The organism is Planktotalea frisia (assembly GCF_001890925.1).
Classification (GTDB): Bacteria; Pseudomonadota; Alphaproteobacteria; order Rhodobacterales; family Rhodobacteraceae; genus Planktotalea; species Planktotalea frisia.
On sequence record NZ_MLCB01000155.1, the window covers coordinates 1 to 14,712 of the forward strand.

Here is a 14,712-nt window from a genome sequence, read left to right on the forward strand (position 1 = left end):
TTCGTGAATCATGACGACAAACCAGCATCAAGGCAATTAATGGGTCCTGAGCCTAGGCATGGCCTTCGTCCCAATTCTGAATGCGCAATGGAAACAATGTGTTTCCGAGCTGTTTCCAGAATGGCTACAATGGGTTCAGGGCGGGCTTGTGCTGAGATTTAGACGATTTTTAGTAAGAATTGATGTGAATGTGGCAGGTCAGAGGCATCTGGCGTTTGAATAACAAAAAGCGCCCCACGTTGGTGAGGCGCTTTTGATCGTAATGTGTGAATGGCTTAAACCAGCAGATCAAACTCGTTCATCAGCGGCAAGGTGCGCGCGCGTTTGCCTGTCAGATCAAAGATCGCATTGGTAAGCGCGGACATAGACGGCGGTGTGCCGGGTTCACCTGCACCACCGATATGTCCACCGCTTTCCATGACTTTCACTTCGGTCACAGGGGTATTGTGAATACGCAATGCGTCGTAGTCGGGGAAGTTGCCTTGCTCAACCGCGCCATCCGCAAAGGTGATTTCACCATAAACAGCCGCAGAAAGACCATAGATCATTCCGCCATAAAGCTGTGCCTCCAAGTTGCCGGGGTCGAGAATTGTTCCCAAATCCGCAGCAATCCACGCGCGATTAATACGGATTGAGCCGTCTTCATCCACGACCTCAATCACCATCGCCACAGGCGTGCCAAAGCTATGGGCAAAGGCCACACCGCGTCCCACTCCTGCTTCTGTTTTGCCAGTCCAGCCTGACATATCGCGCACTGCCTCAAGCACCGCAGCAGAGGGCGCATGCTCATTGCGCATCATATCAAGCCGGAACTCCAGAGGATCAGCGCGCGCCGCATGGGCCAACTCGTCCAAGAAGCTGTCGTGCATAAACGCATTGACCGAATTGCCGACAGAGCGCCAGAAGCCCAGCGGGATTTGCATTTCTGTCAGGTAGCCTTGGATGCGGTAGTTCGGGATTTTGTATGGCTGATCGAAAGCCCCTTCCACATGCACCTTATCAGCGCCCGCGGCAGAGAAATCCATCAAACGCTTCATTGCGCTCGCGGTCACGGACGGCCCAGCGACACGCCCATCGAGCATCACCGCTTTGCCATCCTTCACAGCGCCGCTGTAGCGCCCAATGGCAGCCGGGCGGAACATGTCGTGGCGCATATCTTCTTCGCGTGTCCATGTTACTTGCACAGGCACGTCCGGCATCGCTTGCGCCACTTTTGCAGCGATGACGCCGAAATCAGTTTCGCTACGGCGTCCAAAACCACCGCCCATGAGGGTCGTGTGCAAAGTGACTTGCTCAGGCTCTATGCCAACCGCTGCTGCGCAGTGATCGCGCATCAAAGTAGGCGCTTGGTTGCCGCACCAGACTTCCAGAGCACCGTCGCTGAAACGCGCAGTCGCGTTCATCGGCTCCATTGTGGAGTGCGCAAGGAAGGGCATGCGATACTCCGCCTCGATCAAATCCGCGCCCTCGATCGCCGCTTCTACATCGCCATCATCACGCATCGTGGAGTTGGGCTTGCCCGCGAAACTTTCTTCAATAGCTTGCATGATTTCGCTTTGCTCTGCAGGGTAGGGCGCGTCACCCCAATCGGCCTCCACCGCGTCGGCAGCTTGGAACGCAAGCCAAGTGTTAGAAGCAACAACTGCAAAGCCTCCCTCAAGTGGGATGATCTTCTCAACGCCTGCCATGCCTTCGGCGGCACGCGCGTCCATCGCCTTGATTGACGCACCCAAACGCGGGTTCATCCGCACAGTGGCGTATTTCATCCCTTCAAGACGCACATCGACACCAAACTCAGCAGTGCCTGTCGATTTCCCAAGCATATCCACACGCGGCATGGTCTTGCCGACGTATTTCCACTCTGATTTCGGGCGCAGCTCCACTTGTGGCGGATCAATCTTTGCAGCAGCGGACGCCAGATCAGAATAAGAGATCGAATTTCCATTAGGCGTAAACACACGTCCGTTCATTGTTTTGAGATTGCTCGCCGCAATCCCGAACGCATCCGCCGCCGCCAGTTTCAACGTTTCGCGTGCGCTGGCACCTGCATGACGCAAACGTTCATAACCATCCATCATCGATGTAGAGCCGCCGGTCATTTGCATGCCAAACAGCTTGTTCACTTCGCCTAGCGCTTCGGACATGGTCTGCATCAAAGCACTCTTGGAATACTCGGGGACAGGCAGAACCGCGCTCATCAAAGCACTGTTATAATACGCTTTCGCGGGCGGCCCGTGCAAAACGCGCACATCTTCCCAAGCAACGTCCAACTCTTCCGCGGCGAGCGCTGCGAGTGTTGTGTGCACGCCTTGTCCCATCTCGGCGCGCGGAGTGATGATCGTCACACCCTCCGCATCGATAAAGATAAACGGATTTAGCGCGGCCTCATTCGGGCCAGCTTCAAGGGGGTTTTCCAAAGGGCGTGTGTATTTGTAAGCACCAAAAGCAACACCACCGACAATCGCGGCAGAGCCGATCAAAAACGTGCGGCGCGCGATCTTTTTCAAAGAGGCCATGATCTATGCTCCCCGCGTGGCTTTGGCAGCCGTATGAATGGCTGCGCGAATGCGAGGGTAGGTCCCGCAACGGCATAGATTTCCTTGCATCGCGTCATCAATATCCGCGTCCGTTGGGCTGGGGTTTTCGGCCAACAAGCTCGCGGCTTGCATGATTTGGCCTGATTGGCAGTACCCGCATTGTGCGACCTGATGCTCGAACCAGGCTGCTTGTAATGCATGCAAACTTTCAGGCGTTCCCAATCCCTCGATCGTTGTCACATCTCCGTCGACATCTGATAGTGCTGTCTGACAGGATCGCACCGCGACACCGTCTATATGCACAGTGCAAGCGCCACAGGCTGCGACGCCGCAACCGAATTTTGTCCCTGTTAGGTTCAATTCATCTCGCAGCACCCACAAGAGGGGCACATCATCGGGCAAATCGACGCTACGCGTCTCGCCATTTACATTTATCGTTGTTGCCATTGCTCGATCTCCGGTAGCTTACTATAGAAATAACCCTTTCCTCTATAATTACAAACCACGGTGGCAAGCGACGCTACGGCAGCATCTTCCCCTTTTCATAAATATCCGCGCCGCAGGCAAACCGCATGCCTTTGGGCATGCTCATAAAGGGCGCGCAGCGCTCAATTGACCTAAACTTAATTCAGCACGCAGTTTCTTGGTCAGCTTGGCTTTGTGCGCTCAATCTCTTATCGTTCAATGCTAGTTTAAAGGTCGATACACATGCGAAACCTAACCCTCTCCAAAATGATCGACATTCCACCTGTCTGGCTGCTTGGCATGTGCAGTTTGGCGTGGTTTCAAAGCCGGCACTTTGACTACGGTTTGAGCATCGATGGCGCATTCACCGATTTGCTCAGTGGTTTGCTGATTGGCGCAGGACTTATTTTGATGCTTCTTGCGGTCTCTGAAATGCGAAAACAGCGCACAACGGTTATTCCGCATCTGGAAGCGCAAAAGCTTGTGAGTACAGGAATTTTCAAGCGCTCGCGCAATCCGATCTATCTTGGCGACGTTTTGCTTCTTTCAGGCCTGATTCTGCGTTGGGATGCAGTGTTAGCGCTCCCGCTCATTCCTGTATTCTTTAGTATACTGGAGCGACGCTTCATCATTCCCGAAGAAAACCGCCTTCGCGTCGCATTCAGAATGGAATTTGCTAAGTATTGTCAGAGGGTTAGGCGGTGGGTCTAGAGATCAGGCATCAATTCGCGACATAGAGGCACTATAATGCGACACGCGCTTGCGCCTCTGCTCAGTGCACTTTAACCAATCAAGCAACATTGTGCCGCTCGGCCAGTGATTTGGCTTTTATTATTACAAGGGGGCAGATCTTTGAAAATCGGAACACCAAAGGAAGTGTTCGGGGGAGAAAACCGCGTAGGCATGACGCCTGAAAGCGCGAAGCAACTCCAGAAACTCGGATACGATTGCATGATCGAAGCGGGCGCTGGCGCGAACGCTGGTTTCTCAGACGCGCTTTATAAAGAAGCAGGTGTTGAGGTCGTAAAGACCGCCGCCGCGCTTTGGAAAGAGGCGGACATCGTAGCGAAAGTGCGCCAGCCCGAAGCGGTTGAGCTCAAGCGCATGCGTGAAGGTCAGACCTTGATTTCCTTCTTCTCTCCAGCGGCCAACGACAAAGGTATGGACGCGGCGAAGAAGACAGGCACGAACGTGATTGCCATGGAAATGGTGCCACGTATCAGCCGCGCTCAGAAGATGGATGCGCTTTCCTCGATGGCGAACATCGCTGGCTACCGCGCTGTTATTGAAGCCGGAAACAATTTTCCACGCTTCTTCACAGGTCAGATCACTGCGGCGGGTAAAGTTCCGCCAGCGAAGGTTTTGGTCGTGGGAGCTGGCGTTGCCGGATTGGCCGCGATTGGTACGTCTACCAGTCTTGGTGCGATCACATACGCTTTCGATGTGCGCCCAGAAGTGGCCGAGCAGGTCGAGAGCATGGGCGCGGAGTTCGTCTTCCTCGACTTTGAGGAAGAGCAGGCAGATGGTGCCGCGACGGGTGGTTATGCCGCCGTGTCCAGCCCAGAGTTTGCCGCAGCACAGCTTGCGAAGTTCCGCGAAATTGCGCCGGACATGGACATTGTCATCACGACAGCTCTGATCCCGAATCGCGAAGCGCCGGAACTTTGGACCAAAGATATGGTCGAGAGCATGAAGCCGGGCTCAGTCATTGTGGACCTCGCCGCTGAAAAGGGCGGCAACTGCAAGATGACCGTTATGGACGAGAAGATCGTTACAGATAACGGCGTGACCATCATCGGCTACACCGATTTTCCATCACGTATGGCCGCGCAAGCCTCCACGCTTTATGCGACGAATATTCGTCACATGATGACTGATTTGACCCCTGAAAAGGACGGCCAGATCAATCATAACATGGAAGACGACGTTATTCGCGGCGCGACCGTTGCGTTTAACAAAGAGATCACCTTCCCACCGCCGCCGCCAAAGGTTCAGGCGATCGCGGCAAAGCCCAAGGAAGTCGTTCCAGAGCTGACACCAGAGGAAAAGCGCGCGGCAGAAACCGCTGCGTTCAAAGCGCAAACAAAGCAGCAAGTTACCTTGCTTGTCGTTGGTGCCGCTTTGCTCTTGGGCGTTGGGCTTGTTGCTCCAGCGAGCTTCATGCAGCACTTTATCGTCTTCGTACTGTCGGTCTTCGTTGGCTTCCAAGTCATCTGGGGCGTGGCACACAGCTTGCACACGCCGCTGATGGCGGTGACGAACGCGATCTCCTCGATCATCATTCTCGGCGCATTGATGCAAATCGCATCCGGCTCGTTCTTGGTGATACTGCTCGCAGCTGTGTCGGTCTTTATGACAGGTATCAACATTTTCGGCGGCTTTCTTGTGACACGGCGCATGCTCGCCATGTTCCAGAAATCGTAAGGGGGCTGGATTAATGGAATTTGGTTTTACAACAGCGGCATACGTCGTTTCAGCAGTCCTTTTCATTCTGTCTTTGGGCGGTTTGTCAGGACAAGAAAGCGCAAAGCGCGCGGTTTGGTATGGCATTGTTGGCATGGCGCTGGCGGTTGCGGCGACACTTGTCGGACCGGGGGCAGGCTACTGGTTTGTCTCACTGGTGATGATCATCGGTGGTGGCGCGATTGGCTATCAACTGGCGACCAAAGTGCAGATGACGCAGATGCCAGAACTGGTCGCTGCGATGCACTCCCTTGTGGGTCTCGCGGCGGTATTCGTTGGTCTGATTGCGCATATTGAACTGGGTCGTGTCCTTGCTATGGACGATTCAGCCAAGAAAGCGCTTGGGGGCTTCGCAGCACTTCTGGCCAAGAAAGACGGCGTCGAGATCGGCATCCTGCGGGTTGAGCTGTTCCTCGGTATCTTCATCGGAGCGATCACGTTCACGGGATCTGTCATTGCTTACGGCAAACTGGCGGGCAAAGTGGACAGTGCGGCGACGAAGCTTCCGGGTGGTCACATGCTCAACGCTGGTGCTGCGATCCTATCGCTGATCTGCTTGGTCTGGTACATGAATACAGGCGGGTTCTTCCCGCTGTTCTTGATGACTTTGGCGGCTTTGTTCATTGGCTATCACCTGATCATGGGCATCGGCGGCGCGGATATGCCGGTCGTTGTGTCGATGCTCAACAGCTACTCTGGCTGGGCGGCGGCTGCGATTGGTTTCTCTCTCGGGAATGACCTGTTGATCGTTGTTGGCGCACTTGTTGGCTCTTCCGGTGCGATCTTGTCCTACATCATGTGCAAGGCCATGAACCGTTCGTTCGTCAGCGTTATCTTAGGTGGCTTTGGCGGCCCTGCGGGCGAGCAGATGGCAGTTGAAGGCGAGCAAGTCGCGATCGACACAGACGGTGTTGCAACAGCTTTGAACGAGGCGGATAGCGTTATCATCATACCAGGCTACGGCATGGCAGTTGCGCAAGCGCAAGCGGCTGTGGCGGAACTGGTGCGCAAGCTGCGTGCACAGGGTAAGAACGTGCGCTTCGCGATCCATCCTGTTGCGGGTCGTCTTCCGGGTCACATGAATGTTCTGCTGGCTGAGGCGAAAGTGCCCTATGACATCGTGATGGAAATGGATGAGATCAACGAGGACTTCCCTGATACGGACGTCGCCATCGTGATCGGGTCTAATGACATCGTAAACCCAGCGGCGCAGGACGATCCGAACTCACCCATTGCAGGTATGCCTGTTCTGGAGTGCTGGAAAGCCAAGCAAGTGTTCGTGTCCAAGCGTGGTCAAGGTACGGGATATTCCGGCATCGAAAACCCGTTGTTCTACAAAGAGAACACGCGCATGTACTACGGCGATGCGAAAGAAAGCTTGAACAAGCTTTTGCCAATGATCGACTGATCAAAAGCCACCTTTAAGTTTAAGAGAAAGTCCTGCCATTTGGCGGGGCTTTCTTTTTGGCTGTTACGATCTATTTATCACGAGACGGACCAAGGATCACACACAATGCTTTTCAAACGAACTTTGACACTCACAACCCTGGTTGCGTTCAGTGCAACGCTCGCACAGGCCGATATTTCAGCGCGCTTTATCGAAGGCGCGCCAAAAGACCGCTTTGAAATTACTTCCACATCCGAGTGCCTGAAAGGACCTTTGACGGTGACGATCAATCTTGATGGCTCCGCGGGCGGTTTGATTTTTGACACAACCGCAGCAGGGGCGGGCGTTGAGGTTTTCCAGCCGTTTGAGCTGACCTCTGGTGGAGCTCTAGTCGAGCAAGCGCCAAAGGTTATGGATGGCGACAAAGCGTTGAGCATCGGTTTGAGCGCGTTGCCAAAAGGGCAAACTGTCGCGTTCACTTTGGATGTTGATGATACAGGTGGCGCGCGCGAGATTACAGTGAATGGCGCAGAAATCGCAGGTGCGTCCGTCATGCTTTTGGTTGGTGGTGAAAGCAAACAAGCAATGTTTGGATCAGATGCGAAAGCCACGCTTTCGAACAGCGGTTGTAGTTCTTAATCCTTCGAGGGGAATGCAATGTATACCGTTGCATTCTCTTAACGCATTATTATTTAACGATTTTTCCCTTTGCAAAGTAAAGTCTGAGGTCTAGGTTAAATCCCAACGTCCTTAGTACTCAGGTAAATGCTGTGCCCCCCGTCCAAGATCACCCTTTACGCTTTCAACTCTCTAACGAGCTACACGCGCGCCCCTTTCCCACACTCTCAGCTGGGTCACGCGCAATTTTTCTTGCGCTGAAGCACCGACATGAGCCGGGTATAAATGCTGCGCAAGCGGATCTGGACCACCTGATCAAGCTGCTTGATCGTTATGGTGCGCAACACCCCCAGCCGGGCGCGACGCATTATTTTGGTCAGTTGGGCAAGCACCGTCTCAAGTGGGAGCGGCACACTGAATTTGTCACCTTCACTTTGCTTGTTGAAGGTATGGGCGAGCGCGCTTTTGACTCGGCTGATTTTGAGTTTTTCCCCGAAGACTGGCTGTCTGAAGCCCCCGGTTTGCGCATCACATCTTGCTTTTTGCGCATAGAGCCGCAGCGCGATACGGGGGTGATGCGTGAAAAACTGTCTGAGTGGTTTGTGCGCGAAAGTCTCGCGGCCAGCTCTGTTCTAGATGGGTCCGCAATCATTGCTGGGGATTTTCACATTGATCCTGCGGGTCATTCACGTTTCGCTGTATTCATCGCGGATGGTGTCGGGCAGGGCCGTACAGGACGCATTGTTCAGCGCTTGTTTGAAATCGAAACCTATAAAGCAATGTCTATGTTGGGCTTGGCAAAATCGCGGGAATTGTCGACCCGTATGGGGCCGCTTGATTTTGAGCTCACGCAGTTGATGGAGCAAATGCAAATCAATGGCGACGATGCGGCAGGTCAGCTTGATGAGCTGCTGCGCATTTCGACTGAGTTGGAGGGTTTGCAAGCAAAGACTGCATTTCGTTTTGGTGCCACAGGCGCGTATGAGGCCATTGTGAACCAGCGCATCCAAATCCTGAGAGAGATGCCTTGGGAAGGACGTCAAACGCTCGCGGAGTTTATGATGCGTCGATTTGATCCTGCGATGCGCACGGTGAAGTCTACGAAAACGCGTCTAGAAACGATGTCAGAACGTGCAATGCGGGCCTCTGGATTGTTGCGGACACGCGTGGATGTTGATCGCTCCGCGCAGAACCAGAAGTTGCTGGAAAGCATGAACAAACGCGCGGATTTGCAGTTGCGTTTGCAACAAACCGTTGAGGGGCTTTCTGTGGTCGCGATAAGTTATTACGCAGTGTCTTTGGTGAGTTATTTGCTTTACCCTCTGACGGGTTTGACTGGTACGAGCAAAGGAATACTGACGGCCGCAGTTACGCTTCCTGTTGTTTTACTCGTGTGGTGGATGGTGCGCCGAATTCGCGATCACTCACAGGATGAGCGCTAGGTTTACTTTGCTTTCGCCCACCAAGCTGAGGGTTTCGCGCGCGCCCCTCGGCCACGATCGAGAGCAAGTGCGAGTTTGCGCCATGAGGACAGCGCAAGTTTGAGCCAGAGCTTGTGCTGCACTTTGGAAAAGTCACGGTTAAACGGGCAAACGCGCATGCAAATCGCGCAATCGGATGACATTTTCGCCCAGAACCCAAAGCATTTTTCTGCGTCAGCCGTCCATTTGCGCACCCCTTTGATGGAAGATGTCTGTGTCGACACATCCGGTTGGCCAAACGGCAGGGCTTTTACAGGGCAGGCGTCAGCGCATTTGGTGCAAATGTTGCAAAACTCCGCAACGCCAAGCTTTTTGGGTGGATCTGATTGAAGCGGCAATGAGGTAAAGATTTTTGAAAATCTTAGCCGCGGACCGAACTCTGGCGTGATCACCATTTGATTGCGCGCGTATTCGCCAAGACCTGCTTTCAGCGCGTAGGGGATAACCAGCCCTGTGTCGTTCATCGATGCGACTGCCTCGTAGCCGAGATTGCGGATATAGGCGGCGACTTGCATCACGATGGACGCCTCATGACTGTATTCACGCCCCGTCGCAGCCCCTGCGAGGGCGGATGGGTAGCTCGCGACCAGCCCTTCATCCATCTGATGTCCAAGCACGATGACATGGGTGATCCCGGCAGGAAGCTCGTTTGCGGCTTCGCTCATGTCGCGGGTGTCAACGCGGGTGACGTAGTGCCAACGCTCATCCAGCTCAGTGACAGCGCAAAGATCAGCACCAAAAAATTGTGCGATGCGTTTGATTTCTGCGCTCATAAGGCTCGGATCTTCTACCTGCATCTTATCAGCAGCAATAGGTGTGTCATAGGAAATGGGGGCTTGAAATCCCTCGCGCTTACCTTCTTTTGCGCCACGTTCTGAGAGTACGTCAGAGATGAGCCACGATGCATTTCTGAGCGCGAAATCACGCTGCGTGAAGCCATCTCCGCGTCTTGGGGCCGCTTCCATTCGATATGATGCGAAGAAGCCGTCGGTCTTAGCGCTTCGGATGGTGTCATCCCAAAACGCGCGGGTGAAGATATCGTTTCTTTGGGTGAAACGCTCAAAGTCTTGTGTGACTTCGATGCCGGCGTCCGCGTCTGATGGTTGTGACGGGTGATTGTGTAAGTTGCTCATGTGGCGAGCTTAGCCAGCGCTGCGTGTGCTGCAAGTGTTGGGTTTAAGTTTATCTAGAAAGATGAAGAGGATGCGCTGTGCTATATCTTCATCTTTCAAAATAAACTTACTGTTGGGTGTGATGACATGAGAAGAACCGTCGCGAATAGGCGCGACGTGTCGCAACGGCGCTTTCACTTATGGTGCAAAGCATACGGAGAAATACATGAAAATCGGATTTATCGGACTTGGCAATGTGGGCGGGAAGCTTTCGGGAAGCCTCCTTAGAAATGGCGTGGATCTTTCAGTGCACGACTTGGATACTGATTTAGTTGCGGCCTTTGTCGATAAGGGTGCGAAAAAGGGCGTTAGCCCTGCTGAGCTTATGCGGAGCTGCGACGCCGTAATCACGTGTCTCCCAAGTCCGGCCGCATCCGACGCAGTTATGCAAGAGATGTTGCCCGAAGTGCGCGCAGGCAAGATTTGGATGGAGATGTCCACAACCGACGAGGCCGAAGTCAAACGGCTCGGTGCGCAAGTGATTGCGGCAGGCGGTGCGGCGGTGGATTGTCCTGTATCAGGTGGTTGTCACCGTGCAGATACAGGTAATATCGCGATTTTTGCAGGCTGCGAGCGCGAAACATTCGATCGCATTCTACCGCTTTTGACAATAATGGGGCGACGGGTTTTGCATACGGGCGACCTTGGCTCTGCCAGCATTTTGAAGGTCATCACCAACTATCTTGCCACCGCCAATCTTGTCTCTGTCGCAGAAGCCTTGACCGTGGCGAAAGGGGCCAACATGGATCTTGGCACAGCTTTTGAGGCGATCCGGATTTCATCGGGCAATTCGTTTGTGCACGAAACCGAAAGCCAAGTCATTTTGAACGGAAGTCGCGATATTTCCTTTACGATGGATCTTGTGGCTAAAGACATAGGGCTTTTTCAAGCGGTTGCGGATCGCGCAAATGTGCCGCTTCAGCTGAACCCTTTGTTGATTGATATCTTCAACGATGGGATCGAGCGGTTTGGCCCGCGCGAGCTTTCCCCCAACATTATCAAGCGTTTGGAACAAGTGACGGGTCTTGACGTCACAGCACCGGGCTTTCCGGCAGAGATGACGGATGATGAGCCAGAAGAAAAAGGCGCAGAAGTGATCGTGCGTCGTTAGCGCACTTGCGCGAGCAAGAGCACTCGCATTTTTCATGCAGAGCGGATAGAGGAGCGCCAAAGCAATCTTTGCATAAGGTGTTCCCATGTCTGATCCGGTAATTGCCACACTTGCAGCGTCGCCACCGCGTCGTTGGACGGGCACTGTTATGCTGAGCTTTTTGGGTGGCTTGCTGATTTATCTCGCCTTGTCGGTACCATTCAGCGCTCCGCAAGTAATTTTAATACTCTGCGGGCTGTTTGTTCTGTTTGCCGCGAGCCGTTTGTTGGCGGCAACAGCGCAAGTGATCGAGTTGACCAAAACAGAGCTGCGCGTGAAGGATGGGGTCGTGCTGGCAAAGCTTGCGGATATCACCAAAGTGGAGCGTGGGGCCTTTGCGTTTAAGCCGTCCAACGGCTTTTTGGTTTCTACCAAAGAAAGTGGCCCGCGCAGATGGTCGCTGGGCATGTATTGGTGCTTTTCGCGCCGTATCGGTGTTGGCGGTGTTACTGGCGCACCGCAGAGCAAAGGTATGGCAGAGGCGATCGCTGTGTTGATCGCAGAGCGCGATCTAAAGAACTAAGATTAATCGTGAAATGCAAAACGCCGCGCTGAATGTTCTTCAACGCGGCGTTTTTAATCAAGTTTTAGACAGATCAGCCGTCTTGGTCCCAAACGATTTGGGGCGCGTAGCGTGGCCGCGTGAAGACGAAGGTCTCAATCACCCGAGGCTCTAGGCCAACGCTGAAGGCCGGGTCATAGTCAGATGCTGTTTCCACCAAAATGATCCGTTCATTGTTGATCAGTGTCGGAAGCATAGTGTTATACTCTGTCACGTCACGGGTGCGCAGGCGAGGAATGTCACCGCGACGCTTGGACCAATCGACTTTGAACACGTTGTTAGAGCCATCCCAGCGCAGAAGCGTGACGCGTAGAGCCGTCTCACCAGGGCTTAGACCTGAGAGGTCTTTGTAGATGTTGCGTGCATTGGTCATATAGGTCGGCGTGATCGGCTGTGTTTCACGGCTGATCATGTCGCTGATGGCATAGGCCGACTTTTCAGCAACCGCTTGTGCACGGAAGGCTTCAAAGTAAGTGAACATCGCCGCATAGGCCCAAAAGACCGCTGGAAAGATGATCGCCGCTTCGACAGAAGCCGTCGCCTTGGTCTCAGAGACGAAGCAACGCAGCTTGTCGAGGATCAAGTGTTTTGTCAGGACTGAATTTTTCATAGCGATTACCTCGGTTCCTGGGTGAAGGCCGACACAGCGACAAGGGCGCTTTTGCCGTTTTGATCCGTGGTCCGCTCAAGGGCGAGCTGCGACGTCGGGAAGATCGGATCATAGAGCATGCAGGCACGCACAATAACCAATTCGTTGGACTGGCCTGCAGTGAAGCTACGCACTGGGTTCAGAGCTTCGCTACCCCCAGCGCCATGCTGGACACAGTCCACGGTGCTTGGCAGTTGTGTGTAGTTGCGCGGGTTGTTCGGGATCATTTCCAAACGCAGGTTCTCTTCGCAGTCGTCAAAGATAGCTGCACCGTCGCAAATCATCGCACGCACTTGGTCGTGTGAGTAGTTTGCACCTGTGCCGACGCGGACTTCGCGCATTGCGATATCAAGGCCACGCTCCAGAAGGGTCTGTCGGATTGTGATCACGCCCATCTCGATGCTTGAGGTCAGGATCATAATGAACACAGGGAAGACCAGTGCAAATTCGACCGTTACGTTCCCGCGCTCAGCGCGGCGGAAACGACGGAGTGTGTTAAGAAGCTTAATCATTGTGTGAGCCTCAGCTGGTTAATCTGGCGCGCGATTGCGTCAAATGCTTCGGAAATCTCGATACCTTCCACTCGGAAGAAGTGGCTTGGCGAAGAGGCGCAGTTTTCCATGACGTTCGCGCCATGATCGTCGACCTCAAAACCGATGGACCAGATCACGATACCTGCTTCTTTAGAAGCGTCGCAAATATTGTCGAGTAGGGCATCGCCTTGTGCAGCGTCGTACTTCCACCAATAGTAGTTACCACGATGGTAGGAGTTTACGTTACGGTAGAGGTAATACCAAAGGTTGTAGCGGCTCCAATGGTAGTAGTCAGAGCTGGAGTCGTACGCCCAGCTTTTGATACGCTGTGCAGAACTGTTCTTACCATCGGTCATCAAAACAACGGTCTTAAGTGTTTCTACGTCTTCGAACGCAGCAGGGCGGTTGCTAAAGGCGCTATCAATATCGTTGCTGTTCGCCAAAGCGTTCACAACCGGGTTGAAGGCAGGATCAAGCATCGCAGCAGCCCATTTCATACCCATGAATATTCGCGTACCAGCACGTGGTTGCATTTGGGCGATTTGAGCATTTAAAGCGCTCGCATCTTGGCTGAACGGTGTAATGCGCTCATAAGAGTAGCGTGGGCAGATGGTATCTGTCAGCTGATTCCAACCAGGATAGTTCCACTGAAAGTGCTGCATTTGGTCGTATTGGACACTCAGATCAAGCTCGGTTTCGCTGTAAGCCGAGTCAGCCATTTCAATGCAGTGCGAGTAGTTGTGACGGTGATTTACGTTCAATTCGTTGTAAATCTTTGGACCTGCGTTCACGTGTTGAGAGTAAGGGACCAGCGAAACAGACACGAGGTCTTCGTTCGAAGGGCTCAGTACTGTATTTACGAAAGATGTCGCAGCGGTACGCAGTTGCCCCATTTTGTTGCCATCTCCCATAGAGCCGGAGATATCGAGAACCATTGAGATCTCTACATTTGCGATCCGCTCTTCAGCGACACCGCTTGCGGTAGCGTTCAATGAATCAACGCCTGCAAGCTTCATGAAGGCAGTGGTCGTGATCGATTGTGCTTGGGCACCAACTGTTTTGTAGTTGAGACCTTGCTGCACGGTTACGTTGGACAGAAAGCTTTCAAGGCCCGCAGCTTCAAAGTAATCGTTCACCACTGTTGCGGGTGCGCGATCTTGATCCAAATCCGCAGCGGCCAGAATGGCACGGTCCAGCGTGTGCTGAAGTGTGGCGCGATCTCGCTCAGAGCGCATCAGGTCGACTCCGATACCGCCCATCGTCAAGATCATTAAGATCATAATGACTGCAAAAATGACAAGGCTGCCATTCTCATCGTCTTTAAACGAAGTAAAAGGCGAGCGCTGATTTGCGTTCCCTTTCATCGGCTCAAGGCCGGAATGGTGAGTTGTGTCCCGCATCTTTGTCGGTCCTTTCATGTCTCTCCCCCGTAAACAAAACATGGGTGGGGGCGTATTCATCCGACGCTGGTTTTGCTCTCAGCTTGTGGCGAAATTGGGGCAGTAAACGGGAGATTACGTGCCTTGAATTTCGACTTTCGAAACAGTGTTGGGGGGACACCCTGTGATTGTTTCACATTTCACACGTAAGTGAGGCGACGTGCGGAGCATCAGTCCCAAATTAGCGAAAGAATCGGGTTCTTCTCGTAAGATAGGTCTCAATTAAGTCGCTTATGTTAACGGATTCACTGTAGGA

The 14,712-nt window shown here is 53.4% G+C and carries 13 protein-coding genes; 7 read left to right on the plus strand and 6 right to left on the minus strand.

Translation table 11 applies throughout. The features are described from left to right. Positions 1–275: 275 nt before the first annotated feature. Positions 276–2,516 (minus strand): xanthine dehydrogenase family protein molybdopterin-binding subunit, encoded by a 2,241-nt coding sequence (locus tag PFRI_RS13185; protein WP_072631173.1) that lies wholly within the window; start codon positions 2,514–2,516, stop codon positions 276–278. Positions 2,517–2,519: 3 nt separating this feature from the next. Next, entirely contained in the window at positions 2,520–2,984 is a 465-nt protein-coding gene (locus tag PFRI_RS13190) for a (2Fe-2S)-binding protein (RefSeq protein WP_072631174.1), read from the minus strand. Positions 2,985–3,245: 261 nt separating this feature from the next. Between PFRI_RS13190 and PFRI_RS13195 the strand changes: the two genes are divergently transcribed. The 5 genes from PFRI_RS13195 (at position 3,246) to PFRI_RS13215 (ending at position 8,912) form a co-directional block, all read left to right on the plus strand. Beyond that, positions 3,246–3,713, plus strand: a complete 468-nt coding sequence (locus PFRI_RS13195) for a methyltransferase family protein (protein WP_072631175.1) — start codon at positions 3,246–3,248, stop codon at positions 3,711–3,713. A 141-nt stretch (positions 3,714–3,854) separates the two neighbouring features. Continuing rightward, the gene (locus PFRI_RS13200; protein ID WP_072631176.1) at positions 3,855–5,426 is read left to right on the plus strand and encodes a Re/Si-specific NAD(P)(+) transhydrogenase subunit alpha; all 1,572 of its coding nucleotides are present in this window, start codon (positions 3,855–3,857) and stop codon (positions 5,424–5,426) included. Between the two features lie 13 nt (positions 5,427–5,439). Then, the gene (locus PFRI_RS13205) at positions 5,440–6,873 is read left to right on the plus strand and encodes an NAD(P)(+) transhydrogenase (Re/Si-specific) subunit beta (RefSeq protein WP_072631177.1); all 1,434 of its coding nucleotides are present in this window, start codon (positions 5,440–5,442) and stop codon (positions 6,871–6,873) included. 105 nt (positions 6,874–6,978) lie between these two features. Next, a complete protein-coding gene (locus PFRI_RS13210; protein WP_072631178.1) occupies positions 6,979–7,491 on the plus strand; it encodes an aggregation factor core in 513 nt (170 codons plus the stop codon). A 131-nt stretch (positions 7,492–7,622) separates the two neighbouring features. Beyond that, a complete protein-coding gene (locus PFRI_RS13215) occupies positions 7,623–8,912 on the plus strand; it encodes a DUF3422 family protein (RefSeq protein ID WP_072631179.1) in 1,290 nt (429 codons plus the stop codon). 2 nt (positions 8,913–8,914) lie between these two features. On the opposite strand, the gene PFRI_RS13220 is transcribed toward PFRI_RS13215, so the two are convergent. After that, a complete protein-coding gene (locus tag PFRI_RS13220) occupies positions 8,915–10,084 on the minus strand; it encodes a reductive dehalogenase (protein ID WP_072631180.1) in 1,170 nt (389 codons plus the stop codon). 205 nt (positions 10,085–10,289) lie between these two features. On the opposite strand from PFRI_RS13220, the gene PFRI_RS13225 reads away from it, so the two are divergent. Both PFRI_RS13225 and PFRI_RS13230 read left to right on the plus strand, forming a co-directional pair. Continuing rightward, a complete protein-coding gene (locus tag PFRI_RS13225; RefSeq protein WP_072631181.1) occupies positions 10,290–11,234 on the plus strand; it encodes an NAD(P)-dependent oxidoreductase in 945 nt (314 codons plus the stop codon). Between the two features lie 85 nt (positions 11,235–11,319). Next, positions 11,320–11,796: a hypothetical protein gene (locus PFRI_RS13230; RefSeq protein ID WP_072631182.1), complete on the plus strand. Its 477-nt coding sequence runs from the start codon at positions 11,320–11,322 to the stop codon at positions 11,794–11,796. 73 nt (positions 11,797–11,869) lie between these two features. Here PFRI_RS13230 and PFRI_RS13235 read toward each other — a convergent pair whose 3' ends face one another. From PFRI_RS13235 to PFRI_RS13245, 3 genes are read right to left on the minus strand one after another with little or no spacing between them, the layout of a single operon-like run. Then, positions 11,870–12,445, minus strand: a complete 576-nt coding sequence (locus tag PFRI_RS13235) for a TadE/TadG family type IV pilus assembly protein (RefSeq protein ID WP_084649689.1) — start codon at positions 12,443–12,445, stop codon at positions 11,870–11,872. Positions 12,446–12,450: 5 nt separating this feature from the next. Then, entirely contained in the window at positions 12,451–12,996 is a 546-nt protein-coding gene (locus PFRI_RS13240) for a TadE/TadG family type IV pilus assembly protein (RefSeq protein ID WP_072631183.1), read from the minus strand. After that, positions 12,993–14,417, minus strand: a complete 1,425-nt coding sequence (locus PFRI_RS13245; protein ID WP_245812382.1) for a TadE/TadG family type IV pilus assembly protein — start codon at positions 14,415–14,417, stop codon at positions 12,993–12,995. The genes PFRI_RS13240 and PFRI_RS13245 overlap by 4 nt, the downstream gene beginning before the upstream one ends. Positions 14,418–14,712: the final 295 nt, after the last annotated feature.

Excerpts from the sequence above, each read along its gene's own strand:
- PFRI_RS13185 (WP_072631173.1), bottom strand. The coding sequence starts at position 2,516 with ATGGCCTCTTTGAAAAAGATCGCGCGCCGCACGTTTTTGATCGGCTCT.
- PFRI_RS13190 (WP_072631174.1), bottom strand. The coding sequence starts at position 2,984 with ATGGCAACAACGATAAATGTAAATGGCGAGACGCGTAGCGTCGATTTG.
- PFRI_RS13195 (WP_072631175.1), top strand. The coding sequence starts at position 3,246 with ATGCGAAACCTAACCCTCTCCAAAATGATCGACATTCCACCTGTCTGG.
- PFRI_RS13205 (WP_072631177.1), top strand. The coding sequence starts at position 5,440 with ATGGAATTTGGTTTTACAACAGCGGCATACGTCGTTTCAGCAGTCCTT.
- PFRI_RS13210 (WP_072631178.1), top strand. The coding sequence starts at position 6,979 with ATGCTTTTCAAACGAACTTTGACACTCACAACCCTGGTTGCGTTCAGT.
- PFRI_RS13220 (WP_072631180.1), bottom strand. The coding sequence starts at position 10,084 with ATGAGCAACTTACACAATCACCCGTCACAACCATCAGACGCGGACGCC.
- PFRI_RS13225 (WP_072631181.1), top strand. The coding sequence starts at position 10,290 with ATGAAAATCGGATTTATCGGACTTGGCAATGTGGGCGGGAAGCTTTCG.
- PFRI_RS13230 (WP_072631182.1), top strand. The coding sequence starts at position 11,320 with ATGTCTGATCCGGTAATTGCCACACTTGCAGCGTCGCCACCGCGTCGT.
- PFRI_RS13235 (WP_084649689.1), bottom strand. The coding sequence starts at position 12,445 with ATGAAAAATTCAGTCCTGACAAAACACTTGATCCTCGACAAGCTGCGT.
- PFRI_RS13240 (WP_072631183.1), bottom strand. The coding sequence starts at position 12,996 with ATGATTAAGCTTCTTAACACACTCCGTCGTTTCCGCCGCGCTGAGCGC.
- PFRI_RS13245 (WP_245812382.1), bottom strand. The coding sequence starts at position 14,417 with ATGCGGGACACAACTCACCATTCCGGCCTTGAGCCGATGAAAGGGAAC.